The sequence below is a fragment of the Ruegeria sp. YTSA108 genome, from assembly GCF_059610185.1.
Window position 1 is genome coordinate 158,025 of record NZ_JBXWND010000004.1, and the last position, 18,649, is coordinate 176,673.

The 18,649-nt window shown below is 55.9% G+C and carries 18 protein-coding genes; 11 read left to right on the forward strand and 7 right to left on the reverse strand.

What is annotated here, in order from left to right:
• Positions 1-185 precede the first annotated feature (185 nt).
• From AC2FHW_RS08000 to AC2FHW_RS08030, 7 genes are all read left to right on the forward strand, one after another.
• Positions 186-803, forward strand: coding sequence for a TetR/AcrR family transcriptional regulator (locus AC2FHW_RS08000; RefSeq protein WP_142636321.1), 618 nt, complete (start codon positions 186-188; stop codon positions 801-803).
• A 368-nt stretch (positions 804-1,171) separates the two neighbouring features.
• The gene (locus AC2FHW_RS08005; protein ID WP_496821748.1) at positions 1,172-2,755 is read left to right on the forward strand and encodes an ABC transporter substrate-binding protein; all 1,584 of its coding nucleotides are present in this window, start codon (positions 1,172-1,174) and stop codon (positions 2,753-2,755) included.
• A gap of 65 nt (positions 2,756-2,820) precedes the next feature.
• Positions 2,821-3,915, forward strand: coding sequence for a M24 family metallopeptidase (locus AC2FHW_RS08010; RefSeq protein ID WP_496728770.1), 1,095 nt, complete (start codon positions 2,821-2,823; stop codon positions 3,913-3,915).
• Positions 3,915-4,922 carry an ABC transporter permease subunit gene (locus AC2FHW_RS08015; protein WP_142636316.1) on the forward strand — a complete coding sequence of 336 codons (1,008 nt, stop codon included), beginning with the start codon at positions 3,915-3,917 and terminating at the stop codon, positions 4,920-4,922. Before AC2FHW_RS08010 ends, AC2FHW_RS08015 begins: the two co-directional genes overlap by 1 nt.
• Entirely contained in the window at positions 4,922-5,824 is a 903-nt protein-coding gene (locus AC2FHW_RS08020) for an ABC transporter permease subunit (protein WP_185956667.1), read from the forward strand. Before AC2FHW_RS08015 ends, AC2FHW_RS08020 begins: the two co-directional genes overlap by 1 nt.
• A gap of 4 nt (positions 5,825-5,828) precedes the next feature.
• Positions 5,829-6,806: an ABC transporter ATP-binding protein gene (locus AC2FHW_RS08025; RefSeq protein WP_142636312.1), complete on the forward strand. Its 978-nt coding sequence runs from the start codon at positions 5,829-5,831 to the stop codon at positions 6,804-6,806.
• Positions 6,803-7,759, forward strand: coding sequence for an ABC transporter ATP-binding protein (locus AC2FHW_RS08030; RefSeq protein WP_496821749.1), 957 nt, complete (start codon positions 6,803-6,805; stop codon positions 7,757-7,759). The genes AC2FHW_RS08025 and AC2FHW_RS08030 overlap by 4 nt, the downstream gene beginning before the upstream one ends.
• 1 nt (position 7,760) lies before the next feature.
• Here AC2FHW_RS08030 and AC2FHW_RS08035 read toward each other — a convergent pair whose 3' ends face one another.
• Positions 7,761-8,438, reverse strand: a complete 678-nt coding sequence (locus AC2FHW_RS08035) for a GntR family transcriptional regulator (RefSeq protein ID WP_271948861.1) — start codon at positions 8,436-8,438, stop codon at positions 7,761-7,763.
• A gap of 157 nt (positions 8,439-8,595) precedes the next feature.
• On the opposite strand from AC2FHW_RS08035, the gene AC2FHW_RS08040 reads away from it, so the two are divergent.
• Positions 8,596-9,633: a GlxA family transcriptional regulator gene (locus AC2FHW_RS08040; protein WP_246097212.1), complete on the forward strand. Its 1,038-nt coding sequence runs from the start codon at positions 8,596-8,598 to the stop codon at positions 9,631-9,633.
• A 32-nt stretch (positions 9,634-9,665) separates the two neighbouring features.
• Here the strand turns inward: AC2FHW_RS08040 and AC2FHW_RS08045 are convergent, their stop codons facing one another.
• The 6 genes from AC2FHW_RS08045 to AC2FHW_RS08070 form a co-directional block, all read right to left on the reverse strand.
• Positions 9,666-10,508, reverse strand: a complete 843-nt coding sequence (locus AC2FHW_RS08045; protein ID WP_271948858.1) for a fumarylacetoacetate hydrolase family protein — start codon at positions 10,506-10,508, stop codon at positions 9,666-9,668.
• A 19-nt stretch (positions 10,509-10,527) separates the two neighbouring features.
• Positions 10,528-11,283, reverse strand: coding sequence for an SDR family oxidoreductase (locus tag AC2FHW_RS08050; RefSeq protein WP_271948856.1), 756 nt, complete (start codon positions 11,281-11,283; stop codon positions 10,528-10,530).
• Positions 11,284-11,369: 86 nt separating this feature from the next.
• Positions 11,370-12,200, reverse strand: coding sequence for an amidohydrolase family protein (locus tag AC2FHW_RS08055; RefSeq protein ID WP_496728768.1), 831 nt, complete (start codon positions 12,198-12,200; stop codon positions 11,370-11,372).
• Positions 12,197-12,625, reverse strand: a complete 429-nt coding sequence (locus AC2FHW_RS08060) for an RbsD/FucU family protein (RefSeq protein ID WP_142636301.1) — start codon at positions 12,623-12,625, stop codon at positions 12,197-12,199. Before AC2FHW_RS08060 ends, AC2FHW_RS08055 begins: the two co-directional genes overlap by 4 nt.
• Positions 12,615-13,667, reverse strand: coding sequence for an aldo/keto reductase (locus AC2FHW_RS08065; RefSeq protein ID WP_281995094.1), 1,053 nt, complete (start codon positions 13,665-13,667; stop codon positions 12,615-12,617). Before AC2FHW_RS08065 ends, AC2FHW_RS08060 begins: the two co-directional genes overlap by 11 nt.
• The gene (locus AC2FHW_RS08070) at positions 13,664-14,401 is read right to left on the reverse strand and encodes a GntR family transcriptional regulator (RefSeq protein WP_282021760.1); all 738 of its coding nucleotides are present in this window, start codon (positions 14,399-14,401) and stop codon (positions 13,664-13,666) included. The genes AC2FHW_RS08065 and AC2FHW_RS08070 overlap by 4 nt, the downstream gene beginning before the upstream one ends.
• A gap of 83 nt (positions 14,402-14,484) precedes the next feature.
• Here AC2FHW_RS08070 and AC2FHW_RS08075 point away from each other — a divergent pair, with 83 nt between their 5' ends.
• From AC2FHW_RS08075 to AC2FHW_RS08085, 3 genes are read left to right on the forward strand one after another with little or no spacing between them, the layout of a single operon-like run.
• Positions 14,485-16,038, forward strand: coding sequence for a UxaA family hydrolase (locus AC2FHW_RS08075; RefSeq protein WP_496677292.1), 1,554 nt, complete (start codon positions 14,485-14,487; stop codon positions 16,036-16,038).
• A 40-nt stretch (positions 16,039-16,078) separates the two neighbouring features.
• A complete protein-coding gene (locus AC2FHW_RS08080; RefSeq protein WP_496821750.1) occupies positions 16,079-17,605 on the forward strand; it encodes a sugar ABC transporter ATP-binding protein in 1,527 nt (508 codons plus the stop codon).
• Entirely contained in the window at positions 17,602-18,609 is a 1,008-nt protein-coding gene (locus tag AC2FHW_RS08085; RefSeq protein WP_496820303.1) for an ABC transporter permease, read from the forward strand. Before AC2FHW_RS08080 ends, AC2FHW_RS08085 begins: the two co-directional genes overlap by 4 nt.
• The last annotated feature ends 40 nt before the right edge of the window (positions 18,610-18,649 follow it).

An 18,649-nucleotide genomic window follows, 5' to 3' on the forward strand; every position in this document is an offset into this window, starting at 1 on the left:
TGTTAGCACGGTTTTCTCTGGCGGCAACCCCTAGCCAATCAGGCCCCGCCGAACGACCTTCGCGGACTGACCTAACGGAAAAATTACCATAATCCCGCCTGCCCATGGCCGAAATCCTATGCGAATCGTTGTATCTGAACTGATCAGTTTATAGATTCGACGAATTCACCCCTGAAGGAGAGCGCATGTCCGAAGCAACTGCCATTTTGCGAACAGGCCGAAAATTTGATCAGGTCCTGCAAGGAGCCCGATCAGTGTTCATGGCAGATGGTTTCGAAGGAGCTAGTGTAGATGACATTGCGCGCGCGGCGGGTGTTTCCAAGGCGACTTTGTACAGCTATTTCCCGGATAAGCGTCTTCTTTTCATGGAGGTCGCTCAGAACGAGTGCTGCCGTATGGCCGAGAATGTCGTTTCGATGGTTGACGATACAAAACCCGCACGCGAGGTGCTGACCATCGCTGCGACCCAGCTGGCCGCATTTCTGGTGTCGGATTTTGCGCAGCAGGTGTTCCGCATCTGCGTGGCCGAGCAAGATCGGTTCCCCGAACTTGGCCGCGCCTTCTATGAGGCGGGGCCGCAAAATGGCACCCGGCAACTTGCAGAATATCTGCAAAAAGCGGTGAATAAAGGCGAATTGGTTATCGAGGACCTTCAATTTGCCGCTGAACAGTTTTCGGAATTGTGCAAGGTCCGCCTTTGGCCCCGATCCACATTCGGCATTCAAAGCAGCTTTTCAGAGGCTGAGATTGAAGAGGTCGCGCTGCAGGCTGTCGACATGTTCATGGCCCGTTACGGCGCCTGACATTTGGGTCGGATCGACTCGATTCAAGATATGGATGTGGAGGTCGATCCCTGAAGCCCGCGGCATTTAGGATTGATGGCATTCAAGAGTTCGGAGGCTCCTGCCCGGTGGCTTCGCCACTGCTTGGCTCTAATCGCCAAAGAACCGAAATCAGTTAGAAAACAGGCCCGACCAGGCAAATCATAACGCTGTACCTGCCCTCTTTTTTACTTCCTGATCGCTGGGCGGTGAACTCAGTTGACAATGGATTTTGTATTTTGGATACATTGGGCAGGGATTTCGCGGCGGTGACAGTCATCAAAGATTGTTCTGACTAGAAATTAGAACAACGCGAAAATCTGAAGAAAAAACATTTCTGGGAGAAACTCATGAAACTTAGATTGATGGCCGCAACTGCAGCGATTGCGTTGTCCAGTGCTGCGGCCCAAGCAAATACTTTGGTATATTGCTCGGAAGGATCACCCGAAGGCTTTGACCCGGCGCTATTTACCGCAGGGACAACCTTTGATGCCTCGTCACACCCGATTTACAACCGTCTGCTCGAGTTTGAGACCGGTACTACCAATGTTATCCCCGGTCTGGCGGAAAGCGTTGAGGCCAGCGATGATGGTCTGGAATATACCTTCAAATTGCGTCAGGGCGTCAAATTCCATTCGAATAACGAATTCACGCCGACGCGTGATTTCAATGCTGATGACGTGATCTTCTCGTTCGTGCGCCAGAAGGATGAAGGCCATGCCTATAATCAGGTATCTGGTGGTACCTGGGAATATTTCCAGGGCATGGGTATGCCGGACCTGGTCGAGTCGATTGAAAAAGTCGACGACTACACAGTGAAGTTCACCCTGTCCAAGCCTGAAGCGCCTTTTGTGGCCAACATGGCGATGGACTTTGCCTCGATCCTGTCTGCGGAATATGCGGATGCGATGATGGCCGCGGGTACGCCTGAGAAGCTGAACACAGCACCGATCGGGACTGGTCCGTTCTCGTTTGTAGCCTATCAGAAAGACGCGGTGATCCGCTATGCGCAGAATGCCGACTACTGGAAGGCCCCTGCGGATGTGGAGAACCTGATCTTCGCGATCACGCCGGATGCATCGGTTCGCTATCAAAAGCTGAAAGCGGGCGAATGTCATATCATGCCTTATCCGAACCCGGCCGACATTCAGGCGATGCAGGACGATGCGGATATCAACATGTTGGAGCAGGAAGGCCTGAACGTCGGCTACCTCGCCTACAACACCACTATGGCACCTTTCGACAATCCGAAGGTCCGCAAGGCGCTGAACATGGCGATCGACAAGAATGCGATCATCGACGTCGTGTTCCAGGGCTCGGGCCAGGTTGCCAAGAACCCGATCCCGCCAACCATGTGGGGCTATAACGACGCCATCACCGATGACGCGTATGATCCCGAAGCGGCCAAGGCGATGCTGGAAGCCGAAGGCGTATCCGACCTGTCGATGAAGGTTTGGGCGATGCCGGTACAGCGTCCCTATAACCCGAATGCACGCCGTATGGCCGAGCTGATCCAAGCGGATTTTGCCAAGGTTGGTGTCGACGTCGAAATCGTGTCCTATGAATGGGGTGAATACCTGTCGCGTTCGAAAGATCTGGACCGTGACGGAGCCGTTCTGCTGGGTTGGACCGGTGACAATGGCGATCCAGACAACTTCTTGGCGGTTCTGCTGGGTTGTGACGGACGCGAAGCCTCGAACCGGGCGCAGTGGTGCCACGAACCCTTCGAAGAGCTGATCCTCAAAGCCAAGCAGTCCACCGATCAGGCCGAACGCACCAAGCTGTATGAAGACGCTCAGGTGGTCTTCAAAGAGCAGGCGCCTTGGGCAACGATCGCACACTCGGTGGTCTTTATGCCGATGCGCAACGAAGTGCAGGGCTATAAAGTGCACCCGCTGGGCGGCCACATCTTCTACGGTGTGAGCGTCGAATAATTCATCACTTACCGACCGGAGCCGCCCGCGTGGCGGCTCCGGTTTCTTATTGGAGGTCGGCCCTGATGCCGAATTTGTCCGAGTACCGTCAACTGGCAAAGGACATGTCAGTTGATGCCGTGGCCCTTGTGCCCGGCCCGAATTTCACCCGCGCATTGGGAAAACCTTTCATGAGCCACGAACGGCCCTTTGTGGTCGTGGTCCCCGGCGAAGGTTCTCCTGCGGCCATCGTTCCCAACCTTGAGCTCGGCAGTTGGGACCTGGTTGGATTTGAAGGCGCCGTTTTCGACTGGTTCGACCAGACCGGGTATGATGACGCCTTTGCAGCCCTCGCCAAGCATATGCCGCTGACATCGCTGGCTGTGGAAGGGCAGGTGATGCGAGTCTTTGTGTCGAAGGCGTTTACCAACGCGTTACCGGACCTGCAGATTGTCGATGCCGAGCGTGAAATTTCTGGCTTGCGCATCATCAAGACAGAAGACGATATCGCAGCGCTTCAAGCCGCGATCGACATCTCTGAACGCGCGTTAGAGCGCGTGATTGCGGATGTGCGCGTCGGTCAGACCGAATTGCAGATTGAACAGGCCTTGATTCAGGCGCTGTTTGCGGAAGGCGCCGCCTCGCTGGCATTTTCGCCGATTGTTGCCGCCGGGGATAACTCGGCGCGGCCCCATGGTAAGGCGCGGGCGGATTACCAGATCAAACCGGGCGATGCGCTTTTGTTTGATTTCGGAGCCCGCAAACATGGGTTTGCCGCCGACATCACCCGCACGTTCTTTGTCGAAGAGGTCTCGGACGAGGGCAGGGCGGTCTATGACACCGTTCTGCGCGCCAATCTGGCAGGGTTCAAAGCCTGCCGTCCCGGTGCCACGGCGCATGATATCGACGATGCCGTGATCGGCGTGCTCGAAGCGTCACCCTATGCCGACCGGATCCGCACTAAAACGGGCCACGGGCTGGGCCGCGACGTTCACGAAGCGCCGTATATCATGCGTGGAAACGACCAGAAAATCCTGCCGGGCATGGTTTGGACAAACGAGCCGGGCCTTTACGCGCTGGACAATTTCGGCGTGCGCATAGAAGATGACGTGCTTGTTACAGGGGATGGCTGTCGGTCGCTGACCCACTTTCCCAAAGATCTCACAATCATAGGTCGCTGATGTTTGGCTACTTTCTTTCTCGTCTCGGTATGTTCATTCCGACATTCCTGGGTGTAACGCTTATCTCCTTCATGTTCATTCGGGTTTTGCCCGGTGATCCGATCATCGTCATGGCCGGTGAACGCGGAATGTCCGAGGAACGCTATCAGGAAATGGTGGTCAAACTGGGCTTCGACAAGCCGGTCCTCCAACAATATTGGGACTATCTGACCGGCGTTATGCAGGGCGATCTGGGCGAAAGCTTTGTCACCAAGAAACCGGTCTGGGACGAGTTTTTTGCCCTGTTCCCAGCGACGCTGGAATTGTCGATCTGCGCGATGATCTTCGCGGTGGCCCTTGGGTTGCCCGCCGGTGTCATTGCCGCAGTCAACCGGGGCAAATTCTTTGACCGGGCGCTGATGTCTTCGGCGCTGGTTGGGTATTCAATGCCGATCTTCTGGTGGGCGCTGCTGCTGATCATCGTGTTCTCGGGCAATCTGGGTTGGACGCCTGTTTCGGGCCGGATCGACCTTCTGTATTACTTCCCCAGCGTGACCGGCTTTATGCTGATCGACAGTCTTTTGTCGGGGCAACCCGGGGCATTCACGTCGGCTGTTCGGCATTTGATTCTGCCAACGATTGTTCTGGGGACGATCCCGCTGGCTGTCATTGCGCGTCAGACGCGCTCGGCGATGCTTGAGGTTCTGGGCGAGGACTACATTCGTACCGCGCGGGCAAAAGGCCTGTCACCCACTCGGATTAACGGGCTGCATGCTCTGCGTAATGCGTTGATCCCCGTGATTACGGTGATCGGCCTGTCGGTTGGAACTTTGCTGGCTGGTGCAATTCTGACCGAGACGATCTTTAGCTGGCCGGGCATCGGCAAGTGGATGGTCGACAGCATCTTCCGGCGCGATTACCCGGTGGTGCAGGGCGGTCTTCTGATGATCGCCGTGATCGTGATGCTGGTGAACCTACTGGTCGATGTCCTTTATGGCATCATCAATCCAAAAATCCGGAGGCGGTGATGGCTGAACTATCTGCAAACGCACCCAAAACCGAAGACCGCCCAAGCGCCTTGCGCGAATTCTGGTTTTATTTCAGTGAAAACCGCGGCGCGGTGATTGGCCTGTGGGTATTCGCGGCCTTTGTCTTTTGCGCTGCCTTCGCACCTTTGCTGGCCCCCTACGATCCAACCGAACAGTTCCGCGAGCATATCCTGCAGCCTCCGGCGTGGCAGGAAGGCGGCAGTTGGGCCTTCCCGCTGGGAACTGATCCGCTGGGCCGGGATATGCTGTCGCGGCTGATTATGGGATCTCGCTATTCCTTCTTTGTCGGGATCGTCGTGGTTTGTGTGGCCGTGTCAGGCGGTGTGGTTCTTGGCCTGCTTTCCGGGTTTGCACCCAAATGGGTCGATACGATGATCATGCGCGTGATGGATATTATCCTGTCCTTTCCGTCGCTGCTGCTGGCACTGGTTCTGGTCGCCATTCTGGGCCCGTCTCTGACCAATGCAATGATCGCCATCGCCATTGTGTTTCAACCACATTACGTGCGCCTCACCCGCGCCTCGGTTCTGGCCGAACGGCAAAAGGATTATGTGACCTCGGCCCGTGTGGCCGGTGCAAGCAAGGCACGCCTGATGTTCAAAACCGTGCTGCCGAACTGTCTGGCGCCGATCATTGTCCAGGCGGCGCTGTCCTTCTCGACCGCGATTCTGGATGCTGCGGCACTTGGCTTTCTGGGCATGGGGGCGCAGCCGCCCACGCCGGAATGGGGCACAATGCTGGCCGAAGCGCGCGAATTCATTCTGCGCGCCTGGTGGGTGGTAACTTTCCCTGGCCTGGCCATTCTGGTCACGGTGCTGGCAATCAACCTGATGGGCGACGGTCTGCGCGACGCGCTGGACCCCAAGCTGAAACGGAGCTGAAGACATGAGCCTGTTGGAAATCCGAAATCTTTCGGTCGAGTTTGCTACTGCATCGGGTGAGTTCCGCGCTGTGGATGGCGTTGATCTGTCTGTCAACAAGGGCGAGTTGATGGCCATCGTCGGAGAAAGCGGCTCGGGGAAATCCGTGTCAATGCTGGCGCTGATGGGGTTGCTGCCATGGACGGCGACGATCACGGCAGATGAAATGAGCTTTGAGGGTCGCGACCTGACCAAAATCTCGGCACGGGATCGGCGCAAGATCATCGGCAAAGATATTGCCATGATCTTTCAAGAGCCGATGTCTTCGCTAAACCCCTGTTTCACGGTCGGTTTCCAGATCAAAGAAGCACTGCGTATCCATCTTGGGCTAAACCGCAAAGACCGTCATCAGCGCGCGATTGAGCTGTTTGACCTGGTGGGTATCCCGGCACCCGAGAGCCGTCTGAATACGTTTCCTCACCAGATGTCGGGCGGCATGAATCAGCGGGTCATGATCGCGATGGCGATTGCCTGCACCCCGAAGCTTCTGATCGCGGACGAACCCACTACCGCGCTTGATGTAACAATTCAGGCGCAGATTCTGGATCTGTTGGTCCGATTGCGCGATGAGCAGGGGATGGGCCTTGTTCTGATTACCCATGACATGGGTGTTGTGGCAGAAACCGCCGAGCGGGTTCAGGTCCAATATGCCGGTCAAAAGGTCGAGGAACAGCCGGTACGCGATCTGTTCCGCACACCGCGCCATCCTTATACCTCAGCTTTGCTGAACGCTTTGCCTGAACGGGCAACCTCGAAATTGCTGCCGACGATTCCAGGTGTTGTTCCTGGTCAATTTGACCGTCCCAAAGGTTGCTTGTTCAGCCCGCGATGCCAATTCGCCGATGACTTGTGCCGGAACACACCACCCGCTCCGCATGGAGCAGATTTCGGCAAGGCCCGCTGTCACCACGTCAAGGAAATCACCGCTGGAGAATTGGCATGACCGCCCCGATCGTTCAGGCAAACGCGTTGGCCCGGCACTATGAGGTCAAAGGGGGATTGCTGTCGAAATCGGCAACGGTCAAAGCCCTTTCCGGTGTGGATTTTGCCCTAGAGCCTGGCAAGACGCTGGCCATTGTAGGAGAGTCCGGGTGCGGTAAATCCACCCTCGCTCGCGTCGTAACGATGATTGAAGAGCCCACTTCGGGAACACTGACCATCGACGGCGTCGATATCACCCCGTCAAAATGGGCTGAGATGCGCGAAAACGTGCAGATCGTGTTTCAGGATCCCTATGGTTCGCTTAATCCGCGACAACGGATCGGTCAGATCCTGCAGGAACCTCTGATCATCAACCGGCCCGATATGACCACTGCGGAACGGGAAACTCGCGCACGCGAAATGATTGATCTTGTCGGTCTGCGCCCCGAGCATTTTGATCGCTACCCCCACATGTTTTCGGGCGGCCAACGGCAGCGGATTGCGATTGCCCGAGCCCTGATGCTGAACCCCAAGGTTCTGGTTTTGGATGAGCCGGTATCGGCGCTGGATGTTTCGATCCAGTCACAAATCCTGAACCTGCTGGTTGAACTGCAAGAGCGTCTGAACCTGGCCTATCTGTTCATCTCGCATGACCTGTCGGTGGTGAAGCATTTCGCTGATGACGTAATCGTCATGTATCTGGGACGTGCAGTCGAGAAAGCTCCGAAAGAACAGTTGTTCGCGGCGCCCCGGCATCCTTACTCCAAAACGTTGTTGTCGACGACACCGCGTGCCGACCCCGATGCGCGTAAGGAACGGATCAAGCTGGAAGGTGAGTTGCCCTCACCGATGAATATCCCCAAGGGATGTGCCTTTGCTCAGCGATGCTGGCTGGCAACTGACGAATGCCGTGCGGCACCACCCGATCTGCAAGGAACAACCCATCAGGCTGCATGCCTGCATCCGCTGGGTTAGGTTAGCTCTCGGAACTGCGCGTTGCGGTGACCATCGCAAGCAAATGGTCTTTTGTACGCCCAATATGTTGGGTCAACAGCGCGCAGGCTTCCTCAACTTGCCCATTCTCGGCCAGCGTCAGCAGTTGGCGATGGTCCTTTTTCGCGGGCTCGCGTTGTTCCATAACGCTCAGGTGCATACGGACATAGCGATCGGACTGTAGATTGATCCGTTGTAGTATATCATTGGTGATCCCACGGCCTGCTGCAGCGTAAAGCGCATTGTGGTATTCGTAGTTCAAACCACCCCACCGCCCGACATCATAGGCTTCGTAGGACGTTTCCATTTCGTCCAGAAACCTTTCGCATTCGGCAAAATTTGCCTCGGTCATCTGTGGAATTGCACGCCTGAACAGGTCGACCTCCAACATTATCCGCAGGTCAAATATCTCACCGATTTCTGACAGCGAATGTCTTGTCACCGCAGCGCCGCGATTGTTGGTCAGCTGCACAAGACCCTCTGCATCAAGCCGTTTTAACGCTTCTCGTATGGGCATGCGTGACACGTCATAGTCTTCTGCCAGGGCTTCTTGACGGATGGCTTCACCTTCTGCCATCTCACCGCTTAGAATCCGCTCGCGCAGGTCATTTGTGATGACATCGGGCAAACTTTGCCTGGGAATTGCGCGGGTTCTTGGCATTGTTACAGTCTCTGCTGGTGTAATTTTGTATCCAAAATACAAAATAGACACCGATTTTCCAAGAGCCTTGCATTCACTAATGAATATAAAGTGTTGATTGATTTCAAGCCGTCTCGGCTGCCACAGTAAAAATGGTCACGTTCTATAAGGATTAAACATGAAAGAGGATCGTATGGATAATCCGCGCTTTTTGCCAAAAGGCGCAATTTCCGTGGACGTTTCCTATGACGGGCCGCCCAAGGCCTTCTATTTTCTGCTTTTACCCAACACGACGATGCTGGCTTTCAGTGCCGCGATTGAGCCTCTGCGCATATCAAATCAACTGTCCAGAAAGCAGCTGTTCGAATGGTACGTGCTCTCCACCGACGGAGAACCCGTGACCTGTTCCAACGGCATACGTGTTCAGGCGGATCACTCGGTCCATGACCTGGAGAAGGGAGCGTTTGTCTTTGTGTGTTCCGGAACGCAACCGATGAGGTCTTTCAACACAAATGTCCTGAACTGGATTCGGCGACAAAAGGCGCATGGATGTGAGTTCGGTGGGATTTGTACCGGTGCATTTGCCTTAGCAAAGGCGGGCGTGATCGGAACCAGAAACTTTACCGTCCATTGGGAAAACCGGCCTGGCTTTTGTGAGAACTTCCCAACAATGGAGCCGACCCAGAACCTCTATGAAATTGACGGGAAACTTAGAACATGCGGGGGCGGGCACGCCAGCACTGACATGATGCTTGAAGTTATCGAGGAATTGTTTGGCAACGCCTTGGCGAACAATGTTTCGGAAATGTGCCTGCACAGAAGGCTGGGAGAAGGCGGCAGCAAACAGGTATCGCCGGTTTCGGCGCTTTTGGGCACGCGAAATGCCAAATTGATCGAAGCGGTGCAAATCATGCGCGAGAATATTGAAACGCAGCTTAGCCTCGAGGCAATAGCGGATCAGGCGTCCCTGTCCCGCCGGCATATGGAGCGGCTGTTCAGGCAGCACACTAACATGTCGCCGGGACGGTTCTATAATGAACTCAGGCTGGACCGTGCTTTTGCCCTGTTGAATGAAACAAACCTGAGCGTTTCTGAGATAGCCTTTGCATCCGGGTTTTCCAGTACGGATAGGCTTTCTGTGCATTTCCGGAACCGATTCAGAATATCACCGCATAATTTCCGGCGATCCTGGTCCGAGGAAACCCACCCAGAATGACTGGATGAGCACCACTTGATAGGTCCCAGGGACTATCCCTGTATAACGTTCTGACGTTGAACCCCCAGACCTTCGATCCCCAGTTCCATCTTGTCTCCAGGTTTGAGGTAAACCTGCGGATTTTGCCCCAGACCCACACCGGGGGGTGTCCCGGTCGAGATCACGTCGCCGGGTTGCAGTGACATGAATTGCGACAGGTGCGAGATCACCGCTGTGACACTGAAATGCATCGTTCTGGTCGAGCCATCCTGATACCGATGCCCGTTCACCTCAAGAAACATTGGCAGGTCTTGGGGATCAGGGATTTCGTCCCGTGTCACCAGCCAGGGACCGATTGGGCCGAACGTATCTGCGGATTTACCTTTGACCCACTGACCTGAACGGTGCAACTGAAAATCCCGTTCTGACAGGTCATTGATCACACAATATCCTGCCACATGGGCCAGTGCTTCATCCTCCGAGATGTATTTTGCTTCTTTTCCGATGACGACGCCCAGTTCCACCTCCCAGTCGGTCTTGACTGACCCGCGGGGGATTTCAACCGTGTCATCGGGGCCTATGATGGCGGATGTCGCTTTGAAAAAGACCACCGGCTCAGCAGGTAGGTCCATGCCGCTTTCGGCCGCGTGATCGGCAAAGTTTAAACCGATGCAGATGAACTTGCCGACACGTCCAACACAGGCGCCGATACGGCTGTCGGCATCGACGGGTGGCAGGGTTTCAAGATCCAGCGCGCGCAGCCGTGCGAGGGTTTCATCGCTAAGCGCTTCCCCAGCAATGTCGGCGACGATCCCCGACAGGTCCCGGATAGTGCCGTCTTTATCAACTATGCCCGGCTTTTCCGCGCCTGCTGGGCCGTATCGTAGCAATTTCATTTCACATTCCTCATTTGCTTCAGATCGTCCAGCCGCCATCAATGGCAAAGGGCTGTCCGGTTGTGTATTTGCTGGCATCGCTGGCCAGATAGAGCGCAAGTTCCGCGATCTCATCTGCGGTTCCGATGCGGCCCATGGGTTGCCGCGCGATAAAATCAGTCATTGCTTTCTCGTAATCCCCAGTTGCGCGCAACCGGTCGTGCAAGCTGGGGCTGTCGACAGTGCCGGGGCAGATCGCATTGCACCGGATGCCTTGAGTAACGAAATCGGCTGCGATCGATTTCGTCAGTCCGAATACGGCGGCTTTCGAGGCGCAGTATGCAAACCTGTTTGGAACGCCCTTCAACGAAGAGGCGACCGAAGACATGTTGATGATAGACCCGCCACCATGTTCCAGCATTGTTGGCAGGGCACATTGGATCAGCCGGTACATCGATTTGACGTTCAGCTCAAAACTGGAATCCCAGTCACGTTCATCACATTCCAGAATGGACCCGCCAGCCACATATCCTGCGCAGTTGAACAAAACATCCAACGGGGGCGTGCCCGCGACGAAGTCCTGCACTGCCGCCGCATCGGTTACGTCAAGTTTTACCGACGTAACGCCTTGGATATTTTGCAACTCTGCCAGAGAGGTATCATTAATGTCGCTGGCAAAAACCTGTGCACCTTCGGCGGCGAACAATTCGGCTGTTGCACGCCCTATGCCCTGTCCCGCGGCGGTGATCAGAGCAGTTTTTCCAGCCAGACGGCCAAGGTTTTCGGATGATGTCATATCTAATTCACTCTCCTTCTAAAATCCAAGCTTCTGGGAACCACGACGGCAAAATCCCATCGGCATACAGCCTCGGAAAGATCAATCTAGTTCCTGAGATCATAGGCATGGGCAGCATTACCGCCCCGTATCGCCTGATGCTCGTGTGGTGACAGACCGGTTAACAGCGTATCGGTCGCCTCGAGCCATCGTTCATAACTGCTGTTTAATGTGCAAACCGGCCAGTCGCTGCCCCAGATCAGGCGATAGGGCCCGAATGTGTTCAGCAGGTGATTCACATAAGGCTTCAAATCTTCTACCGTCCAATTCGCCCCGGCCTCGGTCACCAACCCGGAAAGTTTGCACCAGGCATTTGTATTTCGGGCCAATGTCGACATGTCTTCTTGCCAGCCCTCCATGACTCCCTCCCGGATCAGGGGCTTGGCACCGTGATCAATCACCGTGCGCATATGTGGGTGCCGATCCAGCAGCTGTTGAAGCGGCCCCAGATGTCGCGGCAGGGTCAGCGCATCAAAGGTAAGGTTTGACTGTTGCAGAGAGTCAAAAGCCGGTGTCAGCCAATCCTTGAGCATCCATAATGGGTCGGGAATGTCCTGAACCATGGGGCGCAAACCGACAAAAACCGGGTGGGCAGCCAGTCGTGCGATTTGTTCCGGTGCGTCGGCGGCCTCAAAATCAACCCATCCGACAACGCCTTTTATGAACGGGGCCTGCTCGGCGAGTGACAGCAGATATTCGGTCTCAGCAGCTGTCGGCGCAGCCTGTACTAAGACCGTACCGTCAATTCCCGCTCCTTTCAGCAATGGGGCCAGATCCGCGGGCGCGAAATCCGCGTAAATCGGCCCCAGATCCGGTGTCAGCCAGCCATAGTCTTCGCGCGCCAATGTCCAAAAATGCTGATGGGCGTCGATCTTCATCCAAGAACACCCTTTTTCAGGATGATGTTGCCATACAGCCGACGTTCGCCGGTTTGCACGATCGCAAAAGCTGTGGCCGCCCGGTCGTAAAAGGCGAAACGTTCAAGGCCCTGAATCGTGGCCGGGTGGTCCGCTATTTCGCTGATAATGGTCTGAAAATCGGCTATGGCCTCAGGTATAGCATCCGGATCGCCAACAACCTGCATGGTCAGGGCCGGGTCAGGCACAAATGTGTCCAACGGCATGACAGACAAAATAGCTCTTAGGATTTCGCTGGCGCTTGACCCGTCGGCACGTATGCAGCCCGGCCCAGAGCTGGAGCCGGGGAAATTCGCATCCGCAATCACGATTTCATCGCCATGCCCCATAGCGCGCAGGGTGTACAACAGGTCAGGCGACAGGATGGGATCAATATTACGCAGCATAGGCAGTCTCTCCGGGAAGGGGGGCGTCGGAACGGATCAATCCTTCCGAACACAGATCAGACCAAAGCGCAGCGGGGATTTGACGTTCGAGCAGGGCCGCATTGGCCTGCACCTCGGCCGCATTCACCGCGCCGGGGACAACGGTTTTGACGCAGGGATGGCCAAGGACAAATTGCAAGGCAGCAGCGATCAGTGGTGTATCATGGGCTGAGCAGACAGCCTCGATCTGGCGAACTCGGGCAAGGATGTCTTCGGGTGCATCAGCATAATTGTATTTCGCACCGGAAACAGCGCCGGTTGCGAGGATACCCGAGTTGTACGGCCCGCCAAGAATTATGCCCACGTCCCGCTTTTCGCAAAGGGGTAGAAAGCTGTCTAAAGCGTCTTGTTCCAAGAGGGTATAACGGCCTGCCAGAAGAAACCCGTCAAAGTCGCCCAAGCCCAATAATCTTTCGCAGACCTGCCATTCATTTACACCGGCTCCAATGGCGGAGATTTCACCGGCTTCACGAAGTTCGACCAGAGCTTTGTATCCGCCGCCATCGAACAGTTCCCGGATCTTGGCATCAGATGCCTCCTGACTGCCCTGACTGAACGCACAGACGTCATGCACAAGCAGGATATCGGCGCATGAGACACCCAACCGGTCGCGGCTGGCGTCGTAGGATCGCATGACCCCGTCATAGGTATAGTCGAAAACGATACGTTTCTGCGGCACATCAACAAAGGCTTCGGGTGTGACCTGATGCGGTGCGCAATCCAGCAGCAGACGCCCGATCTTGGTCGAAAGTTGAATCTCTTCGCGTCCGAACCGGGCAATAGCCTGGCCAAATCGTTGCTCGGAGCGGCCCAGCCCATATTGCGGTGCGGTGTCAAAAAATCGGATGCCCAAATCAAAGGCTGCCTGCAGCGCAGCCTGCGCATCCTCATCTGATACTTTGCGATAGAGATTCCCCAAAGGCGCGCCACCAAAACCCATCCTGGTCAGCGGAACGGGTCGCGCCGTGCGGCCATTTAGAAGCTCTGTTGCGGTAACTGTCATCCTGCCTCGCGTATTGGATGAGGGGAGTCCGTGAAAAGGTGGGACTGTTCCTGCTGCAAGCGTTGAATCCGAGGCATCAACTGCCCCAGATGACGTCGCATGGCGTCCTGTGCAGCTTTTTCATCTCTCTCAAGAATCGCGTTGAAAATGGTACGGTGTTCGGTCAGCGTTTCCACAACCCGGCCCGGGGTGGGCAGCAGCAGCATTCGTGCTCTGGTCACTTGCAGTGAAACGGTTTGCGCGACGTCGCTTAACCTGTTGAATCCTGTGAATTTCATTAGCAGGCCGTGGAATTCTTCATCCGCCTCGTAAAAGCCGGGGACATCTTCATCTTCGATCAGCAGCTCTTGCAGACGCATGTTGCGGCCCAGTATCTTGCGCTGATCCTCGGTCAAATCGCGCGCGACTTTGGCGACCGTCGCAAGTTCAAGTGCTTCACGCAGGAACATGCCCTCGCGAATTTCGGACATCGAGAAATAGGATACACGCGTGCCGGATTGGGGCACGACATCCACCAGACCCTCGGAAGCAAGTCGGGCAATCGCCTCGGTCACGGGCGCACGCGAAACGCCAAGGCGTTCGCATATCGGCGCCTTCCTGAGGTTGTCGCCCGGCGCGAAGTCCAGCGACAGGATTGCATGCTTGATTGAGAGGTAAACGCGCTGAGACAACGAGCCCTCAGACGTAGAAATATCGCGCAGGTGCAGAGCGTTTATGTCCTGTGGTTTATTCATATTTGGTGACCTAGCATACTAACATGTTAGTTGACAAGTGCGTGTCCGACGATTAGCAGTCGGGATCAGCAAACAGGAAAATGATGCAACCAGATCAGAAAATAAAGGCTTCTGAGCCCGCAGCGCGCGATACAGTCAGGTTGAACCCGGACGACAATATCGTCATTGCACTCCGAGATCTGAAAATCGACACGCAGCCTTCCGGGCTGAATGTCCCGCTTCGGGATCAGGTTCTGCGTGGGCACAAGATTGCTATTGCCCCAATTTCTGCCGGAGAAAACGTCATTCGCTATGGTCAGATCATTGGTCAGGCAAAGGCAGATATCGCAGCCGGAGATCACGTCCATGTCCACAATCTTGGTATGGGGGCCCATCAGCAGGATTATGCCCATGCGACCGCAAATACCCCTTTGCCGCATTTCGACGAAGAGCGGAGTTTTCTTGGGTATCACCGGTCCGATGGGAAGGTTGGCACGCGCAATTATATCGGAATTCTGACGACAGTGAATTGTTCGGGTTCAGTAGCCCGGTTCATCGCCGAAGCGGCCTTAAAACGTGGGTTGCTTGATCCATATCCCAACGTGGACGGGATGGTGCCCATCGTGCATGGCACGGGCTGCGGTATGTCGGCCAAGGATGACGGCTATGCTACGTTGATGCGCACCCTGGCCGGGTACGCCCAGCACCCGAACTTTGCCGGCATTCTGCTGATCGGGCTGGGATGTGAGGTCATGCAAGTGGCCGGTCTGGTTGATGGCCGCCCCATCCGCGAGGACGGTGCCTTGCGCTATATGACCATCCAAAACGAAGGCGGTACGCGCCGCACGATCGAGCGCGGGCTTGCCGAGCTGGAGGGGATCGCTCGGCTCGCCAATCAGGCGGTGCGCAAGCCCGCTCGGATCAGTGCGATTACGGTCGGGATGCAATGCGGAGGCTCGGATGGTTATTCCGGCATCACTGCCAATCCGGCGCTTGGATATGCCTCTGATCTGCTTGTGCGCCATGGCGGAACAACAATCCTGTCGGAAACCTCTGAAATTTATGGCGCCGAGCATCTTTTGACCCGGCGCGCAGAAACGCCGGAAATCGGCGAAAAACTGATCGACCGTATTCATTGGTGGGAAGATTACACCAAGCGCAATGGCGGCGAGATGGACAACAATCCAAGCCCCGGAAACAAGCGCGGTGGCCTGACGACCATTCTTGAAAAGTCTCTGGGTGCGGTGGCCAAGGGGGGCACGGCCCCGATGCGCGACGTCTACAGATTTGGCGAAATTATCGACAAAAAGGGCTTTGTCTTCATGGACAGTCCCGGGTTCGATCCTTGCTCGGTCACTGGTCAGGTGGCGGCGGGTGCCAATTTGATCGTGTTTACCACAGGCAGGGGGTCGGTCTCCGGATATCAACCCACGCCCTGCATCAAGCTGGCGACGAATTCGGAAATGTACGCCCGCATGTCCGAAGACATGGATCTGAATTGCGGCGACATCGTCACTGACGGGGTCAGTATCGAGGCCAAGGGCGAAGAGTTGTTCGAAATGTTGATCCGTGTCGCATCGGGCGAACAAACAAAAAGCGAAGAGCTTGGTTTTGGGGGCGTTGAATTTGTCCCCTGGCAAATCGGCGCTGTTATGTAGCCGCAGGTTCGTCAGAGGTAGGGGCAAAATGGGAGGAGAGATGGAAAAACTGGTCGAAATGAAAGGGATCGAAAAGTATTTCCCCGGTGTGCACGCGCTGAAATCCGTGCAGTTCGATCTGTTTTCGGGCGAAGTCCACGCGCTTATGGGGGAAAACGGGGCGGGGAAGAGTACGTTGATGAAAATCCTGTCCGGGATCTATCAGCGCGATGGCGGCGACTTGGCCATTCAAGGCAAATCAGCCAGTCCCACATCCCCGCGTGAGGCTCAGAACCTCGGGATCGGGATCATCCATCAGGAACTGAGTCTGATGAATGATCTGACCGTAGCGCAGAACATCTTTATCGGACGCGAGCCCCGGAAACGTTTTGGTCGCCTGGACGAGGCCGCGCTGAACGCTCAAACCGCTGAAATCTTCGGGGCGATGAACCTGAACCTTGATCCCAAAGCGCTGGTCGGCGGGTTGACCATTGCCAAGCAGCAGATGGTCGAAATTGCCAAGGCGCTGTCCTATCGCTCCAAGGTTCTGGTCATGGACGAACCGACCGCAGCCCTGAACGACGCCGAGATTGCCGAGCTGTTCGTCATCATCCGCCGCCTGAGGGCGGAAGGGGTGGGGATTGTCTATATCAGCCACAAAATGGACGAGCTGAAACAAATCGCCGACCGTGTGACTGTCATGCGCGATGGTGAATATGTTGGCACTGTCGGTGCCAGTGACACGCCGATCAGCAAAATCATTGCGATGATGGTTGGGCGCGAAGTATCCGAAGACCCTCTGGATGTGCCGGACCTGAGCGATGCCGAGGTTTCTCTGGAAGTCGCAGGACTGACGCGGGGCACGGATCTGAAAGATGTCAGCTTTTCGGTCCGGAAGGGTGAAATCTTGGGCTTTGCTGGGCTGATGGGGGCAGGGCGGACCGAAGTTGCGCGGGCAATCTTTGGGGCTGACACTATCGATGGCGGTGAAATCCGGGTACATGGGCAGATCGTGCCCATCCGTTCCCCTGTGGATGCCGTGCGGGCCGGGATCGGGTACCTTTCCGAGGATCGCAAGCATTTCGGCCTCGCCACGGGAATGAACGTCCGCGACAATATCGCTCTGGCTTCGATGGATAGGTTTACCAGTGCCACCGGTGTTCTGAACGATAGCAAAATCAGCACTACGGCCAAAGGCTATATCGCCCAGCTTGGCATTCGCACACCCTCGGATGTGCAAGAGGTGCGTCTGTTGTCCGGCGGCAATCAGCAAAAGGTAGTCATCGCAAAATGGCTTCTGCGAGATTGCGACATCCTGATCTTTGACGAACCCACGCGCGGTATTGATGTCGGTGCAAAATCGGAAATCTACAAACTGCTCGAAGAACTGGCCGCGCAGGGAAAGACGATCATCGTGATCTCATCCGAATTGCCGGAAATCATGCGCCTCAGCCACCGAATCGCCGTCATGTGCGAAGGCCGGCTGACCGGAATTCTACCCGGCGGAAACAACACCACTCAGGAAGACATCATGCATCTGGCCACCCAACGCACGGCGGCGATGCAGGTCACAGGGACAGCAATATGACCACAGCAACGGATATAGACAAGAAAAAGCCCCTGGCGGGCCTGTCGGAAAGCGGCGCGTATCAAAAGCTGCTGGCCTTTGCCAGTCTCATCGCCCTGTTGATCGGCTTTTCGATCGCATCGCCGAACTTCATGCAGACCTCGAACATGATAGCCATTCTGCAGGCAACTTCGGTCAACGGCGTACTGGCCGTTGCCGCAACTCTGGTGATCATCACGGGCGGAATCGACCTGTCGGTTGGCACTTTGATGACCTTCTGCGCCGTGATTGCGGGCGTAACCCTGACTTATCTCGGCATGCCCCTGCTTTTGGGTGTTGCTGCAGCCATTGCAGCGGGTGCGTTTTGTGGTCTGTGTTCGGGCACATTTGTGGCCAAAATGAAAATCCCGCCCTTCATCGCGACGCTGGGCATGATGCTGATCCTCAAGGGTCTATCGCTGGTTATCTCGGGCACACGACCGATCTATTTCAATGACACGCCTGGTTTCGATCAGATCTCGCGCGGGTCTCTGATCGGAGAAATCGTTCCCTCGGTACCTATCCCGAACGGCGTGCTGATCTTGTTTTTGGTCGCGGTTGCAGCATCCTATATCCTCAGCCGCACTGTTTTGGGCCGCTATACGTTCGCTTTGGGATCAAACGAAGAGGCGGTCCGCTTGTCGGGTGTCAACACCGACGCCTGGAAGATGCGAATCTACGCGCTGGCCGGGGGAATTTGCGGCATCGGCGGCATCCTGATCGCCTCGCGCCTGAACTCGGCACAACCCGCTTTGGGGCTGGGATACGAACTTGAGGCCATCGCGGCTGTGGTCATTGGCGGAACCTCTCTGTCCGGCGGGCGCGGCACGATCCTGGGAACGCTCATCGGCGCGCTTATCATGGCTGTCCTGACCAATGGGCTGCGCGTTCTGTCTGTCGCGCAGGAATGGCAGACCGTTGTCACTGGCGCGATCATCATTCTGGCCGTCTATGCCGACATGGCGCGGCGCAAAAAGACCGGCTGAACAATTTTTAGGACCAAAGAAGATAACGACCAACTGGAGG

Coding starts and splice junctions, on each gene's coding strand:
- AC2FHW_RS08000 (WP_142636321.1), top strand. CDS start 186: ATGTCCGAAGCAACTGCCATTTTGCGAACAGGCCGAAAATTTGATCAG.
- AC2FHW_RS08005 (WP_496821748.1), top strand. CDS start 1,172: ATGAAACTTAGATTGATGGCCGCAACTGCAGCGATTGCGTTGTCCAGT.
- AC2FHW_RS08010 (WP_496728770.1), top strand. CDS start 2,821: ATGCCGAATTTGTCCGAGTACCGTCAACTGGCAAAGGACATGTCAGTT.
- AC2FHW_RS08015 (WP_142636316.1), top strand. CDS start 3,915: ATGTTTGGCTACTTTCTTTCTCGTCTCGGTATGTTCATTCCGACATTC.
- AC2FHW_RS08020 (WP_185956667.1), top strand. CDS start 4,922: ATGGCTGAACTATCTGCAAACGCACCCAAAACCGAAGACCGCCCAAGC.
- AC2FHW_RS08025 (WP_142636312.1), top strand. CDS start 5,829: ATGAGCCTGTTGGAAATCCGAAATCTTTCGGTCGAGTTTGCTACTGCA.
- AC2FHW_RS08030 (WP_496821749.1), top strand. CDS start 6,803: ATGACCGCCCCGATCGTTCAGGCAAACGCGTTGGCCCGGCACTATGAG.
- AC2FHW_RS08035 (WP_271948861.1), bottom strand. CDS start 8,438: ATGCCAAGAACCCGCGCAATTCCCAGGCAAAGTTTGCCCGATGTCATC.
- AC2FHW_RS08040 (WP_246097212.1), top strand. CDS start 8,596: ATGAAAGAGGATCGTATGGATAATCCGCGCTTTTTGCCAAAAGGCGCA.
- AC2FHW_RS08045 (WP_271948858.1), bottom strand. CDS start 10,508: ATGAAATTGCTACGATACGGCCCAGCAGGCGCGGAAAAGCCGGGCATA.
- AC2FHW_RS08050 (WP_271948856.1), bottom strand. CDS start 11,283: ATGACATCATCCGAAAACCTTGGCCGTCTGGCTGGAAAAACTGCTCTG.
- AC2FHW_RS08055 (WP_496728768.1), bottom strand. CDS start 12,200: ATGAAGATCGACGCCCATCAGCATTTTTGGACATTGGCGCGCGAAGAC.
- AC2FHW_RS08060 (WP_142636301.1), bottom strand. CDS start 12,625: ATGCTGCGTAATATTGATCCCATCCTGTCGCCTGACCTGTTGTACACC.
- AC2FHW_RS08065 (WP_281995094.1), bottom strand. CDS start 13,667: ATGACAGTTACCGCAACAGAGCTTCTAAATGGCCGCACGGCGCGACCC.
- AC2FHW_RS08070 (WP_282021760.1), bottom strand. CDS start 14,401: ATGAATAAACCACAGGACATAAACGCTCTGCACCTGCGCGATATTTCT.
- AC2FHW_RS08075 (WP_496677292.1), top strand. CDS start 14,485: ATGCAACCAGATCAGAAAATAAAGGCTTCTGAGCCCGCAGCGCGCGAT.
- AC2FHW_RS08080 (WP_496821750.1), top strand. CDS start 16,079: ATGGAAAAACTGGTCGAAATGAAAGGGATCGAAAAGTATTTCCCCGGT.
- AC2FHW_RS08085 (WP_496820303.1), top strand. CDS start 17,602: ATGACCACAGCAACGGATATAGACAAGAAAAAGCCCCTGGCGGGCCTG.